The organism is Vibrio sp. 10N.222.54.E6 (genome assembly GCF_041473955.1).
In the GTDB taxonomy this organism is placed as follows: Bacteria; Pseudomonadota; Gammaproteobacteria; order Enterobacterales; family Vibrionaceae; genus Vibrio; species Vibrio tasmaniensis_A.
Window position 1 is genome coordinate 130,341 of the sequence record NZ_JBFRTD010000036.1, and the last position, 20,661, is coordinate 151,001.

Consider the following 20,661-nt stretch of genomic DNA (forward strand, 5'->3'; position numbering starts at 1 on the left):
TTTAGGCTTTAGGCTTTAGGACGCATGATGTTCTTAACCTTACGGCTATTTTCACCAAAGATGCGTTGGACAAGTTGATTCATATCTTCACGAGAAATTGAGTTAACCGTCGCTTTCACGTTAAACAAGGCTTCTACACCATAGTCGTGCAAAAGATAACGAGACACGAACCATGCTTGATCAACAACACTAGTATCTAAAGGCGTAAAGTCCGCTTCTAGTTGCTTGCCTGCCGCTCTAATCTCATCATTTGATACGCCCTTCAGAAGGTCTCCAATCACTTTATCAATCGCGACCTCTATCTTATCGGCATTTTTAGGGTCGATCAGCGCACCAATAAACCAGTCATGGCTTGTATCACCATCTTGCGATACACAGTAAGCATAAGGTGAGTAATCTAGACTTAAATCTTCACGTATGTACGCGTCTAAACGAGTAACAAGCAGGCGTTGCAGCATGTCTTCCATAAAGATATCTTTCGCCGTTTTCCCTCTTACTATTCCAGTTTGCTCGGAAGGCTCCGCAATGACTCTTAGCATGTACTCAGTGCTATTAGCCGTGTTGACCGACAAATCAATACGCGCTTTAGATGGGTGCTTGTACGCGACGTTAAAGTCAGGCACAACGGCTTTTTCCAATGGAATAGAAGCCAAGTACTGGCGAACCAGAGGTTTCAGTTCACTTGGATCAATGTCGCCCACAATAACCAGCTGATTATTTCGGAATTGACCAAACAACTGCTGATGGACGCTCTTTATCTCTTCAACAGAAACCGTTTCCACACTTTTACTATCGAGCAGCACATGATCACTGTCCGCTTGATAGGTATTTTGGTTCATTGCATATGCGAACTGACCAGTAGGGCTTGCTAAGTAAGAATCTCGATTTTGAATGAACTCTTGCTTAACCGCCTCCAGTTGCTCTGGCGATACCTTGACTGATGTAACGATCGCGTTGAGCGCAGCAAAAGTTTCCGCTAAGCCATTACTGGTGAGCTTAAATTCGACGCCATGGTGAGTAAAATCGATAAACGGATAAACCTGAATATCTTCACGATCCAAATGCGCATCAAGCTCCGTTCCTGAAAAACTGCCAACACCACTTCTACCGATAGCAGCAAGAGCTAACTCTGACGCTGGATATAACTTAGGATCGAGTGCGGCCTTACCACCTAAGCTTGTGTAGTAAATACCTATGTCATCGCCTGCGAGATAGTCACGCAGATACCACATATCGATACCATTGCTAAGCGTCCACTTTTGAACATATGGGTCTACATACATCTGTTCCACTAACTCAATATCGCCTTGCGAACTAGGAACAGCAAAAGCACTGCTGGTCACCGAAAACAACGGTTTGGCACCCTTTTCGCTATAAGTTGCTTTCAAGCTCTCGATGGCTTGGGTAACGGCGACTTTATCTTCACTTTCATTCATACCAACCACTACAAAATAGTCGCTAGAAAGCAAAGCCTTAATATTGGCATTAATCGCATCAAGATCGAGGTTTGCGACAAACTCTTCAAGGCTCGCTTCATAGTCTCGTTGTGATTGCACGATTTGTTCGTTCACTAAAGCCGTCGCTTTCTGGTTAGCGTGCTGCACGCTGTCCATATTGTCCCAATCGATCTCAACATTATCGAGCAAGTCTTGATAATAATGCTGTTCGCTAATTATCTCATTTTCAGAGACGCCATAATCACGCAGAGATGCCAATGTGGCGATTAGCTCCTTTTGAGTCACCTCACGAGCGCCGACAGGAAAGCCAACATCCACCAATGAATAGCGCTGATATTCCATAGAATAATGTTTGGAACTTATCCATTGAGTTGGCAAAGCCGCATCATTGAACTTGGTATTAAGTCGCTGCCTGATCAGTTGCTGTGCTGTCTCATCAAGCCAAAGTTGATGCTGTTGCGCGCGAGTGTCTACCGCACTTGCCCCTCGGTTGATCATCAAAGAGATACTTGGCGCTTCCGATTCTGCATACTCAATATAATCACCTTCATTAAAGGTGGTAATTCTTTGTTTTACTGGCTTGGGAGTTTGTCCTCGCTGCCAATCTGAAAACTTCTGTTCAATTAATGGAATGACGGTTTTTGTGTCAATGTCACCGGAGACAATCACCTCAACGTTCTGAGGTTGATACCAAGTCTGATAAAAGTTATTTAGCCCTTGGGAAGTCGCGCTGAGTACAGACTCTTTAGTACCAAGTGCATCTTGGCCTTCATACTGACCACCCTCAATGAAGTGGTCTAAAAACTGTTCTGCGAATGGCTTGTCGTCTAAGCGTGCATAACGGAACTCACCAAGAATCACACCTTTCTCTTTTTCGACTTCTGAACTTGATAGGTCCAGAGCATCACCAATGTCTCGCATCCACGTCAGGGCAGACTGTAATTGGACATTGTCAGGTAAATCTAATTGATACACAGTTTCTTGGTAAGAAGTGTAGGCATTGATATCAGCGCCAAAGCTAGCGCCTGCATCTTCGAATAGACGAATCACGTCATTTTGAGAGAAATTTTTACTGCCATTGAATGCCATGTGCTCCAAAAAGTGCGCATAACCTTCTTGTTGGTCAGTCTCTTGGAACGAACCCGCGTGCACAACTAAACGAACAGATACGGATTCTTCATGATCTGGATAAACATGGTAGGTAAGGCCATTTTCTAGCTGGCCTGATGTCCATGCCGGATCCGGCTGGATTAAGGTTTCGGTGATACTTGATGTTGAACTACAGCCAACCAAGGTGAGGCATACAGCCGCCGCTAAATAATATGTTTTCATAACAACCTCTTAATGTCATTCATCGACAATATACAGATTGAGTTAACGATTATTATTTAATATTGAACCGGATGAGTATCTTTGTGATCTAGATCTTTATTTTATAAATTGCACTCAGTTATATAAGGCGCAAATTACGAGCATTTAAAAGTCAGTAACTAGTTTAAAAGTGACAAGCTTGAAAGTGATGAATTAAAAAGTAACGAGTTTAAAGACTAACCCTAACCCAAATAAAAAAGCCAAATGACGGTGCATTTGGCTTAGGTTCGATATCTTAGATTTAAGGTTGAAAGCGACTTTTCTACAAGGTCACTCTCTCAATGGGCTTAACTTTTTGGCCTTAACAAGTTCTTCAACTGGTAGCTGTTATCTCCAAAAATTTCTTTAGCATACTCCGTCATATCTTTACTAGAAATTGAATCTGTCGTTCCCTGTAAGTCAAACAGTGCCTCAACACCGTAGTCATGAATTAAGTAACGTGAAATAAACCAAGCTTGTTGAGTAGGCTTATATTGAAGTGGCGTGAGGTCAGCCACTAGCTGTTTAGCAGCGGTTCGAGTCTCATCTTCAGAAATGCCTTTAACGGCTTCAGCAATAACTTTATCAATCGCCTGTTCTATCTTATCTGAGTTCTCAGGCGCAGCTAAAGAGCCGACCAACCAGTCATAACTTGGCTCACTGTCTTGAGATACCGAATACACAAAAGGCGCATAATCCAAGCCTAATTCTTCGCGAACATAAGCCGTTAGACGGCTCGACAATACACGCTGAAGCATATCGTCCATAAACACATCCTTTGCTGTTTTCTCTCGAGCTTGCTGAGAAATAATACGCAATAAGTACTGGCTGCTGTCTTCATTATTGATGGATATATCGATTCGTTCTTTCGAATCAGTGCTATAGGCAACTTGATAATCAGGAGACACAACGGCTTCCAATGGCAATGAAGCAACATATTGGCGTACGAGAGGCTTAATTTCAGATGGCTTAATATCAGCAACGATGACAAGCGTATTGTCTCTTAACTTCTGAAAGAGTTGGTGCTGAACGTCAAGTATATCTTGAGATGTCACGGCTTCAATATCTTCACTTTCCAACATGATATGACGACTGCTATCTTGATAACTATTATGGTTAACCATCTGAATAAACTGACCCACTGGGGTTTCTAGATAAGCCGTGCGATCTTGTGCAAATTCAGATTTTACAGCCTCAAGCTGATCGCTGTCGATTTTAGGTTCGGTCACAATGGTATACAATGCAGCCAAGCCTTCTGCGAGCGTCTTTTTCTTAGTGCTGATTTCCAGCCCATGATGAGTAAAGTTGATGAAGGGATAAATTTGGATGTCTTTGCGTTTCAAATGGGTATTTAATTCCGATCCACTGAATTTACCAACACCACTACGGATCGATGCTGAAATCGCCACCTCTGACGCAGGAAATAAAGAAGAATCTAGGGCTGCTTTTCCACCTTCACTCGCATAATAAACACCAACATTATTACCCACCTCAGGGTTTCGTAAATACCAAACCTCGATACCATTGCTCAATGTCCATTGTTGTAAGTTAGGATCCTCACTCACCTGAATTTGTTTCACAATGTCGCCTTGAGATTCTGGCACGCTAAACGCAGAACTTGCGGTAACGAGCAGTGGCTTGTTACCTTTCTTTTCATAGGCTTTTCTGACATCTTTTAGCTCATTATCCATTGCTAGCATGTCTTCCTTAGAAGATAAACCTAACCCCAAAATGTAAGGGCTAGAAAGCAAATCATCTAAGTTATCATTCACAGCCTCGAGATCCGTATTCGCAAGAAACGTTTTCAAACTCGACTTATAATCAAGCTGTGATTGAACAGGCTGGTTAATCACCAATGCTGTCGATTTACCATCAGCATGAGCCACAGCATCCATTTGATCCCAGTTTAATTGAATGTCATCGAGGTTCGCTTGGTATTGCTGAAGCACACTCGCCAACTCATACTCACTTACGCCATAGTCACGCAAAGAGGCGAGAGTAGAAACAAACTGCTGCTGACTTTGCTCTCGGCTATTAACAGGAAAACCGACGGTAGTAATCGAATACCTTTGGTATTCTAATAAATAGGGTGTTGAAGCAGCCCACTGCACAGGTAACGCAGCGTCAACAAAGTCAGAATTCAACCTTTGTTGGATAAGTTGTTGAGCAATATCATCTAACCAAAGCTGATGTTGTTGCTCATGGCTCTGTGTCACTCTTTCCCCACGGTCAATGACTATCCCGATGCTCGGTGGCTCGACACCAGATCCATACGCCACAAAATCTTGAGTATTGTAATCCACTGACGTGTTCTTCACGGGAACCGGTGTTATGCCTCTTTGCCAATCAGAGAAAGTATCTTCAATCAAAGGGATAACTTCTGCCAGTGTGATATCACCAGAGACAATCACTTCGGTTAACTGAGGTTGATACCAGGTTTGGTAGTAGTTCTTTAATTCTTGAACATTCGCTTTAGAAACGGATTCTTTATTGCCAATAGGATCGTTACTTTGGTAAGTCGTCCCTTCAACCAGATGATCGTAGAACTTAAACGAGAGAGGTTTATCTTCAACTCGCGTGTATCGAAACTCCCCAAGTATCACACCTTTCTCTTTTTCGATTTCAGCTTCGGACAGCAGTAAACCATCGCCAATGTCTCTAAACCAAGCCAGGGCTTTGTCTAGGTTCTTATTGTCGGGCAGATCTAATTTATAGAGGGTTTCTTGGTAAGAGGTGTAAGCATTTAAGTCTGCACCAAAACTGGCACCAGATTGCTCAAATAGCTCGACCACCTCATTTCCTGAAAAGTTCTTGCTGCCATTAAACGCCATATGCTCAACAAAGTGGGCGTACCCTTTCTGTTGTTCGCTCTCTTGCAAAGATCCGGCATGCACGAGTAAGCGTACCGAGACAGGTTGTTCTTGGTCAGGGTAGACATGGTAGGTTAATCCGTTATCTAACTCTCCTTTGACCCAGTATGGATCGGATTTCAATAACGTTTGTTGTTGAGGAGTAGAGCTGCAACCTAGCAATGTGGAGCTCAATACGACGACTAAATAGTATGCTTTCATAACGATCTCTTTGGAGGGCTTTCCTCCAATATATCCGATCGCAATAGCATAATAATTTTATATAAATTCAGTCATTTAAATTTTGAGAGACAATCTGAACATGCATGAAACTGTCAACTTTATAAATTACACAATCTGATAGTCATAGGTTATAGATCGGGTGATTTCACACCCCTTAAAACTGATTTATTAAATTCCCTTAAACAGGTTTCTCACATCCCTTTAAAAAGAGCTTGCGAGGCGCGGCTGATCGGTAACTTCTCGCCGGAGACATAAGCCGACATCTGGCCTGAGAGCCCTTTCTTCACCTTATCAATGGCCGAGACTTTCACCACCACTGAGCGGTGGATCTGCCAAAATTCATCAGGATTGAGCTGCGCTATCAACTCTTTTAGTGACACACGAAGAATAAACTCCTCTAGAGAACTGCCTTGGCCTTTTTTGAATATCGAGACGTACTTGTCTTCTGCTTTGAAATAAGCCACATCATCGACGGCGATTAGGTGAATGTCTTCCCCGACACTGGCTTTGAGCCATGTGAGGTGCTTTTGCTGCGATCGATAGGGAGGTTGTTGTGAAGTCGATTTTGATAACTGTTGAAGCTGAGCCATTAACGCCGTGATATCGGGCTGTTCTGGCGTAATACCTGATTGTGTTTGATTGCTCGACAGACGCGCTTGCACCTTCTGGCATGTCGCCAGTAAGCGCTCTTCATTGATTGGCTTAAGCAGGTAATCCATCGCATTATGTTCAAAGGCTTTAACTGCGTATTCGTCATAAGCCGTAATGAACACAATCAATGGCGGCGAATCTAGCTTGTTCAATTGTTTCGCCAGCGAGATTCCATCCAGCTCAGGCATACGAATATCGAGAAACGCCACGTCGGGCTTAAGCTGCTGAATACTCTGCATCGCCTCCAAACCGTTTTGTGCCTTGCTGACGATCTCCAGCTCCGGCCAAACCTCAGCAAGGCTCTTGTCTAGGTGGTGCCTTAACAGTGCTTCATCGTCTGCGATAATCGCCGTTACGCTCGGCTGTATTGCTGGGTTGTTCATGGTTAGTCCTTTAAATTCACACTGTAAATCGTCTATTTTTCGTCACTGTTCTGTGCTTTCTGGTCTGTAATTCTAAGCGGCTGCGTCAGTCAGTGGTAACAAGATCGTAGAGACTACCCCACCCTCAGCTTGTTCAGTAATCGTTAGGCTCGCCTGATCACCATAAAGGGTTTCGATTCTTTGACGAATATTGCTTAACCCAACACCATGCCCCGTATTCGCAGAAGGTATTTTCAACCCTGCACCACTGTCTGACACTTCAATCTTCAACTGCTCGGCTTGTTGAGTAATACGGATATTCACTTGGCCACCCGCCGCTTTGGGCTCAATGCCGTGCGTGAGTGCATTCTCGACCAAGGGTTGAATCAAGAACGGTGGAATCACCTGAAAATCACTAATCTCGTGTGTTTCAATCGAGAACGTTAAGCGCTCCCCCAAGCGTATCTTTTGGATATTAAGATAAGCGTCTAACAAGTCGACCTCTTGTGCGATGGTCGATTGCTCGTTGCGGCTGTTTTTCAAAGTCACACGCAATAAGTCAGTCAGTTTTTCGAGCATCAACTTGGCTTTCGCGCTGTCACTCTCAATCAACACATTGATGGTCGCAAGTGTGTTGAACAAGAAGTGCGGTTCAATTTGGCTCTGTAGTTGTTTAAGCTGACTGAGCACCACCACCTTTTCTTGATCGGCCTGACGACGCTTGGCCACTTCCAATTCGTTATCGGCACGTAACTGCTGCTCTCGGGTATAGAAATAGTAATAGCAAACCGAACAGAAGATCACACCGAGCAACACCACAGATTTAAGATCCGAGATATTGGCCCCGAAATACCCGTTCAACCAATAGTGCGCGTTCAAGGTACCAAAGGTCATCGCGAACACCATTGAGATTCCCACTTCAAGCGTTCGTGATGTTCTCTTAAACAATTTCACAAAGATGAAAGAAGAACCCACGGCGCTGTAACCAAAGCCAAAACTGATTGCCAGGTTAACCGTTAATCCGCCGCCCCAAATCGTATGGGTTGTAATCGCAATAAGAACACAAAATAACGTGGTGAACGCGAAACTCTTAATCCATGAAAATCGACTGTTTGAAGAAGTGTCCATTAAAATCGTCCTTTGATATTTAAGAGAATCATATGACTATCGGGTAAGCTGGCGTAAGCAGAATCACTTTTGCCGCCTAGAAAGCGTGCAGCAAGTTCCAAATCCAACGATGAATTACCATTATCTAGAGCCTGATAATTGAGCCACTGAGTCGCAATAAAACCGCCATCTTGTGGAGACAACATGACATCGAATGTTGGCGTGATATCTTCAAGCCAGCCATGTGTCGAATCCAGAGACCAGTGAAACATTATGTTGTGTTGAACCAAATTGGCGTGCTGATAGCCTTGCGCATAAGAACCTGCCAATGAAGATGTCATCGGATTAACCGACAAAGACTCTGCACTTTCTATTGCACTTTGCCACTCAGAGTTGCTCCACGCTCGGCTATCAAACCAGTATTCCAACACCACATTGTGGCCAGTGTCATTTGCCCATGTTAATCCGGCTAACGCTTGATAGGCCTCGCCCTGCTCTTCGAGGTAAACAGGTTTAAGCATTGAATCAGGCTGGCTGTAACCAAGGCTTTGTCGTTGATAGACCGCCGAGCCATGAAATTCCCACGCGAGATTCAATACCGAGACTAAATTCGCCCCAAGCAAGCCGTGACGCACATCGTCATAATAGGCGACCCATTGATACTCGTGATCGCCCACCAGGTTGTAACGACGTACCCCAAAGCCTTGTTGCTGGTTCTTCTTTTCGAATTCATTTATGTCTTGGGAAGTCCATGACGAATCGCTATAAAGCAGTGTCCACTCGCCCGTCATATCGAACAGTGACGCCGAAGCCACTCCCGCGCCTTCTTCTGCGACAATGCCCACCGGGTTTTGTCGATAAGGCTTGATGATGTCTAACGGTCGATAGCCATAACCCACGCCCCAATCAAGGCGAACCTTACCGAGTGTGACATCTAGGTAATGGTCACCGAACGCCGAATTCGACAGTTCAACCCCACCTTGCCAGAACAACTCACGCACAATGAATTCCGACTCAAAGCTCGCGTCATGTTGTTGAGGGTTATTGCTTAGAATATCGTTGGCTTTCACTGCGAACAGACCAAGCCAATTGTTATATCCAACCTCTAGATCCAACAAGCCATTGAATGACTGACGATTATCAGATGGTAAAGGGCTGAATGGCGACTCTCTCGATTCGATGGCTTCTGCACTGAGTTGCCAGTCCCACGCCAAGCTCAGATCGTCCGCTTGAATCGTGTTACTCACACAAAACAAGGCAAGCAAAGTAGCGATTGAAGACTTGATGTGGAATCGGCGATTGGAAGCTTTCATGACGTCCACCTACAGCCCAGACACGCTGTTACGCGATAGGTAGGCAGGGTTGTAATATTTATCTGCCAAGCTTTGTTCAATCACTTCGCGATACTCAATCACGGTTTTCTTACTCGGCTGAATCTTATCGAGCAAGGTCATCGACACCACTGTGGGTAATCCATCACGCACGCCTTCAGTAAACCAAGCTTGTTTCGCCAGTTTTCCAGAACGCAGATACAGATCCGCTTTAACTGGAAACGCTCGGTCTGTCGTTAACCACAGATCAATCGACTGATAACTCGCACCCTTGGTTTTCGCCGCGAGCTTTAGGTGATGGGTATCGAGTGTCTCGCCAGTCGGCATCTCAACCTGTTGCTCGGCAACCCACTCGCCTTGGTAATCTTCACTCCAAGTCAGCGTCGAGATGTCCCCAACCGAGGCTTCGCCCAACAATTTTTGCATCGGTGTGATACGAATTGGGCGACGAGATTTCGGCATCAACAACCAATAGTTATCTTCAATCATCAGCATCTTCTGCCCAGCCTCGACCGCCGACTTGAACACGACCAACGACTCTCGATTTGGTCTTGTATAGACGTTGTATTCACGGGTTTTGTCCAGTTGCTCGTCTTGATATAACGCCACCAAAGACACTACCTTAGACGCTTGTGCGCTGTTCAAACGATAGCTGTCTGCCTTGGCAATCATCTCAGTGACTTGTTGTGAATCGACAGCCCAGCTTGGTGTCGATACTAGAACCAATGCAGAACCTAAAACAGTGAGTAAACGAGTAAACTTATACATAAACCAGCGCCTCCGTGATTGGCTTATTCACGCCTTTGCGAGCAGAGAAATAAGCAGCCAGCAAACATATCGTCAGCACACCTAAAGTGGCGTAACCAACTAATTCCAGTGAGAAGTAAATGTTGAGTGGGTAACCTTCGGTTCTGCCTGGAGGTGGCGGCATCTGTATATCAACTACCAGCAATAACAGCGACACTAAACCACTCACTAACGCACCGATCGCACTGCCAATCACCGCCAGTAATCCCGCCTCTTTTAAGAAACCAGCCACGATTTCAGATGGGTAACTACCAAGAGCCGACAAGGTGCCAATTTCACGAGTGCGCTCGGTCACCGACATGGTCATGGTGTTAAACAACGACACAAACACCACCAATGCCATAACAGCACCCATGATGCCGAAGATCCGGTCGTAAAGATTTTTGACCTTGGTGTAGAAAAACGCGCGATCTTGCCACGGGGTGATCTCGATCTCTGTGCCTTGATCGTTTTGGCTCGCGCTATTTCGATCTAAAGTCGCTTGAATGCGTTGTTGAACGGTCGAGGTCTTGCTGGTTTCAAATAGGAACACCGACAAGGTGCTGACTTTGTCTGAGGCTAAAAGCTCTTGTGCGGTGGTGATGTGTACATACAGCTGACGCTTGTCCAGCTCAGGAACCCCAGTCGAGTAGATGCCCTGCACCTTAAAATCAAAAGCATTCAAAGCGCCGTCACTGGTGGTGGCGAGTAATGTTACCCAATCGCCAACCGCAACTTTGAGGTTACGAGCAAGGTCTGTTCCCAGCATGACTTGTGGCTCTTGGCTGTCGTATCTTGGTGACTTCACATCCGATAGGGTTTGTCCGCTGCGCACATCTAAGAAAGGACCTTTCATGTCGAACTCACGCTCATTGACGCCAGTTCCCATAAAGATGGTCGACTTACTGCCGTTAGACACCAAGCCGCTAAAATAGACTCTAGGCTGCACACCACGCACGTCGCTGTCACCAATGATGCTCTTGGTTAGCGCTTGAACATTATCGAGACCATTGCTCAGCGGCATGTCCTCATCTTGTTCAAAGTATCCCGGCGTGCTCAAGGTGAGATGACCAGTATCGCGCGCGGTCGATTCTCTCAAAGATTCATAAGTGTAAAGCCCATAACCACCAGCACTGGTCAGCGCAAATACGGCAATGGCAATAATCAATACCGATAGCAAACTACGACGACCATTTCTTAATAAATTAAGCCACGCCAAACGCACCGAAGTTGGAAGTAAAAACGTGCTCATTCTTTGTGTTAACTTGCCCATGAGATCGCCTCCGTAGTTACAGCTTGTGGAGCCAGTTGTCCGTCGATAAGTTCAATTACTCGATCGCAGCGCTGCGCCATTCTTGGGTCGTGCGTTGCGACAATAAAGGTGGTGCCCATTTCGTGGCCGAGCTCTTTCATAATATCGATCACTAGGTTGGCGGTGTGGCTGTCTAGGCTGGCGGTCGGCTCATCGGCAATCACTAAGCTTGGGTTGTGGATCAGTGCTCTGGCTATTGCGACACGTTGCTGCTGACCACCAGAAAGATTGTCTGGGCGGTGATGAACGTAATCCCCTAGCCCAACACGCTCTAACATGTCTTGCGCTCTGCTCTGCTGTTCTTGCTTAGAGCATTGGTTCAGCATCAATGGATAAGCGACGTTCTCAAGCGCCGTCATCACAGGAACCAGATTGAAACGCTGAAACACAAACCCCAACGACTGACGACGAAAACGTGCAGCGGCGATTTGCTCTGTCGGATAAGGTTTGCCGTCAATATTGATCTGCCCTCGGTAGTCCATGTCCAACAAACCCAAAATATTCAAAAGTGTGCTTTTCCCTGAACCCGACGGGCCACATAACGCCACCATTTCACCGCGTTGGATATGTCCATCGACCCCGTTTAATGCATCAACACGTTGACCGCCCGTGACATACGCTTTGCCGATATTTTTAAATTCAATCATTCCCTTGTCCTCTGATTACCCATCATTCTTAAGCGTTCGCTGTTGTTAATAAGCTTAAGTAAACCGCTATTTAGCATTCGCAGCTGTTACTTGGCTTTCGCTATTAGGGCCTTCGCTGTCATGGTCTCGATGTTTCCGGCATCGGTACTTTCCATTTTTTCAAGCCACACCTGTGCTTGCTCGAAGTCTTCAGCACGAATCGATGCGGTAATGGCGTAACGGTAAATCCACGAGGTCGCAGCGAAATGTTGTTGTTGGAAATCATCTTCCGCGAGTAACGAGAGGAACAAGTCATAACCACGATCGAAATGGTTAAACATGTCTGGCAGAGAAGTGTAAGTCACAGCAGCCATGGCGCGAGTTAGGTAAGAATCTGGCAGCCCTTGAACACGAGGTTGTTCATGAATCGGTTGGTCTTCGTCTTTAAGCAGCACCAGTGATTTATCAATGGTCGACAAACCCTTTTCCACATACTTCATCTTGTTCCAAGGTAAGAACGCATCACGCCCCATCAGGGTTTCTGTGCTTCCGAGGTAAACCAAGGTCAGTGGTGTCGCACCGTCTTGTTGCAGCGTGTCGTTCAGACGTTCGTAAGCCACCTCAACCAGATCTTCATTGCCTTGAGCGGCTTGATTGTAGATATCAAGAACGTCTGAACTTGGGTTAGCCTGCGCCAAAGTGGGTGCGAATGAAACAAGTGCAACCAGTAATGAACGCTTAAGCACAGAAGTGGTAGAACCTGAATTAAATGAGTGTGAAGTAGTCATGATTTCTAATCCCTTTCAAATGTTGACGTTGAAAGGTTAACTAGAATTTGTCGTGCAGTTTTATCAATGCGACGAATGGTAATTACCAGGAGTGAATGGTTGAGCGAGGGTGTGAATGGTGGGAACGATAAACAAGAAGCAAGAACTTGTGTCCACCTGTAAACATGCCCAACTGAATAAACAAGGGCTAACGGTCTCTTTCTTAACCAAATATCGTAAGGCGATCGTATCTATGTAGACGCTGAAGCAGGCAAAAGAGAGGCGTGTTATGCGCCTCCTTAAGTTACAACAAACTAACCTGAGTAAGCATGCGGTCCTGAGTATTTCCACAAAGGTTTCCAGTAAGACTCAAGCAAATCGTTAACAGGTTCACCTTCAATAAGGTAATTGACCTCGGCCAAATTACCAGGATAAAGGTTATCCGAACCGACGATACAAACCTCATCATCGACAATCATTACTTTTGAATGATTACCGGGAGCTGAATCAACAGCCCCATAAAAGAACCCACTCGCACTCACTGTCGTCCAAAATGGATGCCCAATCACTCCTTGCTCCGGTGGTCTCTCTGACAATGGCTGAGCCTTGAGTGTTGCTGTTTTTCCCTGCTCTGGAAGATTTGGCCATTTGTACGTATCGCCTTCAGTCGTCTTATCTTCCGGTACTTTATCGGTAAAAAAGAACGGCGCGATAAAGAGACGAGATAAAGCGTCCTGACGCTTACCATCACTGTCATCAAGGCGTTGATCGGTATCTGCATCGTGAGTCATGTAATACTCCATCAAACCAAATGTCCGTACCGCTCCCGATCCAAATGAGTATTGATCGCCTTCAGCCCCTGCGCCTGCATCTAGGGGCGATACAACGATCTGAACAGTTAGCCCTTCATTTTTCAGCAATGCTTCGATAATCCAATGACATACAACGTGATCTTTCCAGTTCTTTTTCCAAGCACTGATCACATCCTGCTGCGACATACGGATAACATTTTTCGCATTTAAAATTAGGCTCTTTTTCATGATTTCCGAGCCTATCTTAAAATCGGTATCTCGGTTAGGCCCTGTCCAATACTTACCGACCGTGAGTATACGGTCGGACTTTTTGTAGTCCTCTAGCTTATCGTATGAATGGTACACCTGACGCTCTTCAAAAACGTTAGCATCTAAGTCTGAGACTGAGCGCAAATCAAACTTTTCGATTTGATTAATTGAAGGCAACGGAGGTAAAGCTGGAGGTTGAGGATCGACTCCAGGTTGAATACCGGTTTCATGGACCTCTAGAATACTATTCTGTTTTTCCTGTATGTAATCCTGAACATAACTAATCATAAGAGGATCATGTGGATAGTTGGGTTCGCTATCCCTGTTGTACCAAGTGAGGTCATCAGTATCTAATGATTCCTTAGTAAGCAGAAATGTATCCGCCGTCCATAGTTCGTTAAGGAACAGTTGAGAACCTAAACTGGCCGCACCGTGAACGACAACAGAAACATCATGGACAGGAGGATAGCTTCGGAAAAGATCCATATTCAGGTTATGGCCACCAACCAAAGACTCAACACCATCACAGGCTATAATTTTGGTGTGATTCCAAGTCATTTTTGTATCAGAATCAGAAATTAATGACTCCGGAAGAAATTTCTTCTGTGCTGACATCCAAGAACCAGTCGCTCTTTGGTAGAACCTACCCACAACGAATTCAGGCATGATCTCCCAATATGCTGAGCGTGCTCTGATTAAGCGAACCAGAGCAGCTTTAAAGTCGATAAGATTATCTGGCTCATTGATAGGGTAAAGTGGCGTCTGACCAAATATGAACCGGAACTGTGGTGATTCGTTTCGGCCCATAGGCTTCGTAAGTGCGGTATCTATTGCTCCCAGAATCGCTCTCGCCCAATCAGGATCTGGGCTGTTTAACGACGAGATATCACACCGATAACGAGTCTTCTGTACTACCTCAACAATTGCCCGCTCAAATTCTCCCTGACGTTCAATAGCACGAGGCATTATCTCTGGACCAAACGACATCCCCCATATACTGGGAGTATCAAGTAACCTGACATAGTTCATATCACTGTCATGGTAGAAAAGGTCGTTTTTTAATAGTTCTTCTTTGATTAACTCTATTTTACTCATCTTCACCTTAACCTGCTGTTTATAAACAGCTTGTCAATTTACAAGCGGATTTCGATTTAACTCTGCTATCGATTAATTTGGGGATCATAAAAACTTCCAGTCAACCCACCCTTTGTTGCTTCGCTCTGTAGTTACCGGATAAGCGAGTTTATATGGGGGATCGCCAACTACATCGTCCATATAATAAGTATCGTTTGGGTTACGCCCCCAAATTGATGAGATTCTTCGAACATACGGCCTTCCGGGAAGGGAGTTACTATTACGAGTTTCTCCTCCCCCCATAATGTCGAACTCACGATGGAAGGTATGAATTTCTTTTCTTAGCTCTGTAACACTTTTTTCAACAGCGCAAGGAACAGCAAAATCGGTTCCCCATTGGGTCAGGTAACCTCTAGCCATTTTGTAGATTAGCTCAGGGATAGGAGCAACCGTTGCGCTTACCTTATCAGCAGAATAATAACCATCACTGGTAGTATTCCCGGCTACTGTGCCGTGTCTGCCACGGCAGGCATAGAGCTCATAACCAACAGGTTGAGGTCTGTTACTATCTGGAGCAAGAGGATCAGCTTGTTGTACATCGTTTGCCATGCTTGCCCAGCCTGGATACCTTTTTATCCAGTCCCACCATGACTGACTGTGGATAGTGATATCGTTATTTTCGTTTCTCATCCTTCCATTTGGCCGAGGAACTAGAGCTTGGAAGGCATGATCTTGTACGTTTAGATTGTATGATTGATCCCAAGAATAAACGCCTACGTAGTTAACGACATTTGGAGGTAGTTGAGTAAGAAGACTCCACCATGTGCCAGGCCCAGGAACCGGATCTATTGCGAAGATATTAACAGGCGTATTACGTGTTTTTTCGTCACCATATGCATATAAGAACCATGCAGCCATGATAGCTTCACAGGCTCCCCGACTATGCCCTATTAGGTTAAACACATCACCTTCACTTGCCGCAGCCAAGTTTGCTCCGTGCAGTGCTAACGCGGGCATAGTCCAACCCGCAAGGGACTCCTTATACTTGGTATACTGGTTTCCGCTAATATAGCTAGAAATATCAGACAGCAGTTCATCTGGCGCGTTAAGTGGACCGTTGACCATCAGTGGTTCACTGGTATCTCTGGTATGAGCCCAGTCATTCTCACCTGCCCCCCTGACCGTCATTCCAACACCTTTCAGCTCATTGATGATTCTAACGGGAATATAACCTGTTGAAGGAAGGTAGATATTTTTATCACTTTCCTCACGGGATACTTCCCCTTCATCACGAGTGCAAGCAGTGCCAGAGAAAGATACTGTCATTACACCTGTTTTCTCAGCGAATGAGAATCTCGGAAGAGCCGGAACAGAGGTGCTTATAAGTAAACCTGAACCACCTATCAAGCCTGATTTAAGGAAATCTCGCCTTCTTATATTCATATGCCTTACTCCCAAAAGTACTCAAAAATATTTTACTGTTTTGGAGCAAGTCCGAGCCTTGCTCTAGTCGAGACATTAACAGCAAGGGGATTATCTAAATGTAAGCAAATGTAATCAAGCGCAATGCACACGATTGCGCACGAAAAATTAATCTATGAAGAGAGTTACTGAGTTAAGTCAAAACGATTTATTCGGCCAATTTAAGCCAAGTAGTACATTCAGATACACATATACCAGACAAAAAAATAGCCGCTCAATGGCGGCTATCTTGTCGTGGTCTAAATTACTACATCTAAACCAAGGGTGCTTAATTTCTAAAGAAAAAGCACACTAGCATCGACTGGTTATTTATCTAGCTTAAAATAGCTTAGTTCTGAGTTGAGTTCTTTCGTCACTTCAACAACGCTTTGGTTTGCTTGAGCTGATTGATCAATGCCTTCAATATTTTGTTGAACCAGTACGTTCATATTTTCAAGCTGTGTCGATATATCTGTCGTAACGGCACTTTGCTCTTCTGATGCCGTAGCAACAATGGCATTCACTTCTGAAATACTTAAAACCTTTTCTGATATCGAATGAAAAGATTGAGCAAGCTCATCGGTCGTAGACTTTGTTAAGCGCATCAGTTCAACGTTTTTCACCATAGATTCATCCGCTTGCTTAGATTGGTCTTGTAACTGCGCAATGATTTCTTGAATATCGATAGTCGACTGCTGAGTTTTCCCAGCCAAAGCTCTTACTTCATCAGCAACAACAGCAAACCCTCTTCCTTGTTCACCGGCTCTAGCCGCTTCAATCGCGGCATTAAGCGCTAACAAGTTAGTTTGCTCAGAGATGTTCTTAATTACCTCAACAACACTGCTGATACGCTCTGAGTGCTCTCTAAGTAAATTCACGACCGTTTGAGTTTCTGATATTGATTCAGAAATTTCTTCTGTCGTGTCAGTTGAGTTTTTCAATGTTCCATGGCTTAGCTGAATAATGTCATTCGCTTCCATTGCTGACTGCTCAGCTCTTTGTGCGTTGTCAGCAACGTCTCTCGCTGTTGAAGATAACTCAGTCGCGGCCGTCGCGATTTGCTCTACCGATGATAGTTCATTCAAAGAGTTACTCTGGGATCGCTCTATCAGAGCTAAAGACTCTTCTTGCTTTTGGTTAATTGAATTCATGCTTACACCTGCCTGTGACAGGATATCATTCAATTTTGCAGACAGTTGAGACAAAGAATCTGAAATAGTGTCGAGCTCATTTCCACCCTCTTTCAATTTAACGTCCGATAAACGTCCATTCTCAAGGGCTTTAATCCAATTTACGATCAATGGTAAATTTCTCAATTCTCTTTTCACTAGGAAATAAGATGAACCAGAAGCAACGATAGAAGAGAAAAGAACCAACCACCATGAGAAAGAAGAGTTGGACTCTAAAACTGAATCAGAATGGGCTAATTCTTCCTTAGCGACGTCCAATTGCAATGAGATCAATTCACCAAGAACACCTCCCATATCATCGACAAGGAGATAAAGCTGAGTGATCATCTCAGAATCATCAATCATCAATCATCATATTTCTATGTTTATCAAGAATTAATGGTACTTCTCGCTCTACCTTATCTATTTTAAGTTGAAGCTCTTTTGCCAACCCCTCTTCTTCTCTTGTTAGCTGCGTTGCCAGATAATGAAGGAATAGCTCATGAGCCTCTTTCATCGCAACAGAAACACCAGAATAAAAAGCCGCCTGCTCTATCATTCCCACATGGTATTTATTCGCCGCATCAATCACGCTTACCGCATACAAATCCGAAATGCTTTTCAAATCAGATAACGGAATGACTCGGTCCTCGTACACAGAGTGAAAACTGTCCATAACCTCATTTGAGGTAGCTTCGCTTTTTAAGTTGCTTACAACTAAAAAGATAGAAAAGAGCAGTGGAACTAGAAGAAGCTTTGTTGATATTGATTTCATATAATCCTGAAAAATAATGCATGGGAATTTACTAATAATGATAATTATATCACGTTTTTTTATTATTTTATCATTGACTTATAAGCCAGCCACCTAAACAGGCCAGTTCAGGCAGTGATTATTTCTCAACTATTTTGTAATGAAATGGCAATATAATTCAAACAATTAAACAATTCACAGCATAGAGCGAAGTGAAATTGATACAGATCTCGCAGCACACGAACGGTGCTGATGGACTTTCAACCAAAACAAGCTTACAACCACTTACATTGTTGAAAAATATGTTATTTTTCTTTTTGATTAAAAATAAAAAATAGCCGCTAGTTAGCGGCTATTTTGTCAAAACAGAACGAAGCTTCGACGACTTTTAGTCTCTCTACTTAATCTCGTCTACTATTCAAATTCTTCTATTTCTTAGTTTCTTCTACTTTTTCGTCTCTTCTACTTCTTAGTCTCTTCAACTACGGCTTTCATCAATACCGAGGTATCCATGCGGCCTTGTCCTTCCGCAGACAATGCCTTGTAAGCGTTGTTGGTTTTTTCGGTCAGTGGAAGTTGGATGCCTTGGCGCTCAGCTTCATCTAAGCAGAAACCTAAGTCTTTGATCATCCAATCAATGGCGAAGCCGAAATCGAACTTGTCTTGCGCCATTGTGGTCGCGCGGTTTTCCATCTGCCATGAACCTGCTGCGCCGTTTTTAAGGCAATCAACCAGAGTTGGGATATCCAAACCTGATTTTTCAGCAAGTACCAAGCCTTCAGATAAACCGTTCAATACACCCGCAATGCAGATCTGATTGACCATCTTTGCGCGTTGGCCTTGGCCGACTTTACCCATCAGAACTGACGACTTACCGTAAGCTTCGAACACAGGTTGAAGGTCGTTGAAAAGCGCTTGTTCGCCGCCACACATGATGGTTAGCACGCCGTTTTCTGCGCCCGCTTGGCCACCAGACACTGGCGCGTCCATAAAGCGAACACCAGCTTGCTTCGCTGCCACTTCAAGCTCTTCAGACAGCACAGCAGACGTTGTAGTGTGGTCGACAAGAATCGCGTTTGGCTTCATTGCTGCCAATGCGCCTGTTTCGCTGGTTGTCATGCTGCGTACGTCGTCATCATTACCTACACAAACCAATACCACGTCAGCTTCTGCGACACACTCAGCCACAGATTCTGCCGTTTTACCTTGGTGTTTATCAGCCCAGTCTAATGCTTTGTTGTGAGTGCGGTTAAACACCGTTACTTCAAAACCGGCTTTGACTAGGTGGCCTGCCATTGGGAAGCCCATAACGCCTAGCCCGATAAAACTTACTTTCATTTCTTTCTCCTTTTATTTGACCAAGTCATCGCTATGAAAAGATCGAACACTCTCAATCAACGCATCAATAAGCAGGGTCAAAGCCTTTGGCTGATATTTTCTTTCTTTGTACACTAAATACGCTTGGCGATCACCCCGATGATACTCAGGGAGCACTTGAATCAAATTCATCTCGGGGGATACATGACGAAAAGGCAATGAAGCAAGCCCCAAGCCTTTTTGCGCCGCGGCCGCTACCGCATGAATATCGTTGACAATAAACTTGGGTTTAATCGTGATCATCTGCTCTAAGCGGTCGGATTTGTAGAGCGGCATATCAAACACATCATCAACGTTGATCCAGTCTTGAAGCTCTAGGTCGTCCGGATTTTCAATCGTCTCACGCGAATCTAAGTATTCTTGGCTCGCGAAAAATCCGTGTTTGGCTTTGAAAAGTGGACGAGCAATCATGCCTTCCATCTCTGAGATCTTAAACGTGATCAGTAAGTCACGGTCGGTCTGCGGGATAAACTGTTGCTGGCTCAAGGTAAGATCGAGCTGAACGTTCGGATATTGAGTGAGGAATTGCTCTACCATCGACCTTAAAAAGCCACTATAGAAGTTGTGAGGTACGGCGAGCTTTATCTTGCCTTGAATAGCGTCACGCTCTTCTAGCAAGCTATTAAAGCCCTGATGAATCGACTCCATGCCGCTGCTCAGTGCAGAAAAGGCCGCCTCGCCGTCTTTGGTGGCCACCAGCTCACGACCTTTCTTTTCTAAAAGTCGGATATTCAGGCGATCTTCCAATGCGGTTAGCCTACGCGACATAGTCGACACTGGGAGTTGCAGCCGTTTAGAAGCCGATAGCAAAGAGCCCTCTTCAACCACTGCACAGAATAAGAACAGATCATCAATGTTTCCAAATATGGAATTCATACTTCTATATGTGCCTATTTTTCTCATTAATGGATAGATGTAACCTTA

15 protein-coding genes are annotated in these 20,661 nt (G+C 44.6%); all 15 read right to left on the reverse strand.

Annotated elements, in window-relative coordinates:
- Nucleotides 1-8: 8 nt before the first annotated feature.
- Complete coding sequence (locus AB4513_RS20260) at nt 9-2,789, reverse strand: pitrilysin family protein (RefSeq protein ID WP_009846060.1); 2,781 nt, start codon at nt 2,787-2,789, stop codon at nt 9-11.
- A gap of 326 nt (nt 2,790-3,115) precedes the next feature.
- Nucleotides 3,116-5,878: a pitrilysin family protein gene (locus AB4513_RS20265; RefSeq protein ID WP_102257694.1), complete on the reverse strand. Its 2,763-nt coding sequence runs from the start codon at nt 5,876-5,878 to the stop codon at nt 3,116-3,118.
- Between the two features lie 212 nt (nt 5,879-6,090).
- The gene (locus AB4513_RS20270) at nt 6,091-6,933 is read right to left on the reverse strand and encodes a LytTR family DNA-binding domain-containing protein (protein WP_009846058.1); all 843 of its coding nucleotides are present in this window, start codon (nt 6,931-6,933) and stop codon (nt 6,091-6,093) included.
- 72 nt (nt 6,934-7,005) lie between these two features.
- Entirely contained in the window at nt 7,006-8,040 is a 1,035-nt protein-coding gene (locus AB4513_RS20275; RefSeq protein ID WP_009846057.1) for a sensor histidine kinase, read from the reverse strand.
- A complete protein-coding gene (locus AB4513_RS20280; protein ID WP_009846056.1) occupies nt 8,040-9,332 on the reverse strand; it encodes a hypothetical protein in 1,293 nt (430 codons plus the stop codon). The genes AB4513_RS20275 and AB4513_RS20280 overlap by 1 nt, the downstream gene beginning before the upstream one ends.
- Nucleotides 9,333-9,341: 9 nt before the next feature.
- Nucleotides 9,342-10,118, reverse strand: coding sequence for an outer membrane lipoprotein-sorting protein (locus AB4513_RS20285; protein ID WP_009846055.1), 777 nt, complete (start codon nt 10,116-10,118; stop codon nt 9,342-9,344).
- Nucleotides 10,111-11,409: an FtsX-like permease family protein gene (locus tag AB4513_RS20290; RefSeq protein ID WP_009846054.1), complete on the reverse strand. Its 1,299-nt coding sequence runs from the start codon at nt 11,407-11,409 to the stop codon at nt 10,111-10,113. The genes AB4513_RS20285 and AB4513_RS20290 overlap by 8 nt, the downstream gene beginning before the upstream one ends.
- Entirely contained in the window at nt 11,397-12,095 is a 699-nt protein-coding gene (locus AB4513_RS20295) for an ABC transporter ATP-binding protein (RefSeq protein WP_009846053.1), read from the reverse strand. The genes AB4513_RS20290 and AB4513_RS20295 overlap by 13 nt, the downstream gene beginning before the upstream one ends.
- 86 nt (nt 12,096-12,181) lie before the next feature.
- The gene (locus AB4513_RS20300; protein WP_009846052.1) at nt 12,182-12,862 is read right to left on the reverse strand and encodes a hypothetical protein; all 681 of its coding nucleotides are present in this window, start codon (nt 12,860-12,862) and stop codon (nt 12,182-12,184) included.
- Between the two features lie 293 nt (nt 12,863-13,155).
- Nucleotides 13,156-14,997 (reverse strand): phospholipase D, encoded by a 1,842-nt coding sequence (locus AB4513_RS20305; protein ID WP_009846051.1) that lies wholly within the window; start codon nt 14,995-14,997, stop codon nt 13,156-13,158.
- Between the two features lie 84 nt (nt 14,998-15,081).
- On the reverse strand, nt 15,082-16,419 hold the full coding sequence (locus tag AB4513_RS20310) for a hypothetical protein (RefSeq protein ID WP_009846050.1): 1,338 nt from the start codon (nt 16,417-16,419) through the stop codon (nt 15,082-15,084).
- Nucleotides 16,420-16,763: 344 nt separating this feature from the next.
- Nucleotides 16,764-17,972, reverse strand: coding sequence for a methyl-accepting chemotaxis protein (locus AB4513_RS20315; protein WP_102257695.1), 1,209 nt, complete (start codon nt 17,970-17,972; stop codon nt 16,764-16,766).
- Complete coding sequence (locus AB4513_RS20320) at nt 17,965-18,381, reverse strand: MCP four helix bundle domain-containing protein (protein ID WP_133151964.1); 417 nt, start codon at nt 18,379-18,381, stop codon at nt 17,965-17,967. Before AB4513_RS20320 ends, AB4513_RS20315 begins: the two co-directional genes overlap by 8 nt.
- A gap of 441 nt (nt 18,382-18,822) precedes the next feature.
- A complete protein-coding gene (locus tag AB4513_RS20325) occupies nt 18,823-19,698 on the reverse strand; it encodes an NAD(P)-dependent oxidoreductase (protein WP_009846048.1) in 876 nt (291 codons plus the stop codon).
- 12 nt (nt 19,699-19,710) lie between these two features.
- Nucleotides 19,711-20,613, reverse strand: a complete 903-nt coding sequence (locus AB4513_RS20330; protein ID WP_009846047.1) for a LysR family transcriptional regulator — start codon at nt 20,611-20,613, stop codon at nt 19,711-19,713.
- Between the last annotated feature and the right edge of the window lie 48 nt (nt 20,614-20,661).

Excerpts from the sequence above, each read along its gene's own strand:
- AB4513_RS20260 (WP_009846060.1), bottom strand. The coding sequence starts at position 2,789 with ATGAAAACATATTATTTAGCGGCGGCTGTATGCCTCACCTTGGTTGGC.
- AB4513_RS20265 (WP_102257694.1), bottom strand. The coding sequence starts at position 5,878 with ATGAAAGCATACTATTTAGTCGTCGTATTGAGCTCCACATTGCTAGGT.
- AB4513_RS20270 (WP_009846058.1), bottom strand. The coding sequence starts at position 6,933 with ATGAACAACCCAGCAATACAGCCGAGCGTAACGGCGATTATCGCAGAC.
- AB4513_RS20275 (WP_009846057.1), bottom strand. The coding sequence starts at position 8,040 with ATGGACACTTCTTCAAACAGTCGATTTTCATGGATTAAGAGTTTCGCG.
- AB4513_RS20280 (WP_009846056.1), bottom strand. The coding sequence starts at position 9,332 with ATGAAAGCTTCCAATCGCCGATTCCACATCAAGTCTTCAATCGCTACT.
- AB4513_RS20285 (WP_009846055.1), bottom strand. The coding sequence starts at position 10,118 with ATGTATAAGTTTACTCGTTTACTCACTGTTTTAGGTTCTGCATTGGTT.
- AB4513_RS20290 (WP_009846054.1), bottom strand. The coding sequence starts at position 11,409 with ATGGGCAAGTTAACACAAAGAATGAGCACGTTTTTACTTCCAACTTCG.
- AB4513_RS20295 (WP_009846053.1), bottom strand. The coding sequence starts at position 12,095 with ATGATTGAATTTAAAAATATCGGCAAAGCGTATGTCACGGGCGGTCAA.
- AB4513_RS20300 (WP_009846052.1), bottom strand. The coding sequence starts at position 12,862 with ATGACTACTTCACACTCATTTAATTCAGGTTCTACCACTTCTGTGCTT.
- AB4513_RS20305 (WP_009846051.1), bottom strand. The coding sequence starts at position 14,997 with ATGAGTAAAATAGAGTTAATCAAAGAAGAACTATTAAAAAACGACCTT.
- AB4513_RS20310 (WP_009846050.1), bottom strand. The coding sequence starts at position 16,419 with ATGAATATAAGAAGGCGAGATTTCCTTAAATCAGGCTTGATAGGTGGT.
- AB4513_RS20315 (WP_102257695.1), bottom strand. The coding sequence starts at position 17,972 with ATGATTGATGATTCTGAGATGATCACTCAGCTTTATCTCCTTGTCGAT.
- AB4513_RS20320 (WP_133151964.1), bottom strand. The coding sequence starts at position 18,381 with ATGAAATCAATATCAACAAAGCTTCTTCTAGTTCCACTGCTCTTTTCT.
- AB4513_RS20325 (WP_009846048.1), bottom strand. The coding sequence starts at position 19,698 with ATGAAAGTAAGTTTTATCGGGCTAGGCGTTATGGGCTTCCCAATGGCA.
- AB4513_RS20330 (WP_009846047.1), bottom strand. The coding sequence starts at position 20,613 with ATGAATTCCATATTTGGAAACATTGATGATCTGTTCTTATTCTGTGCA.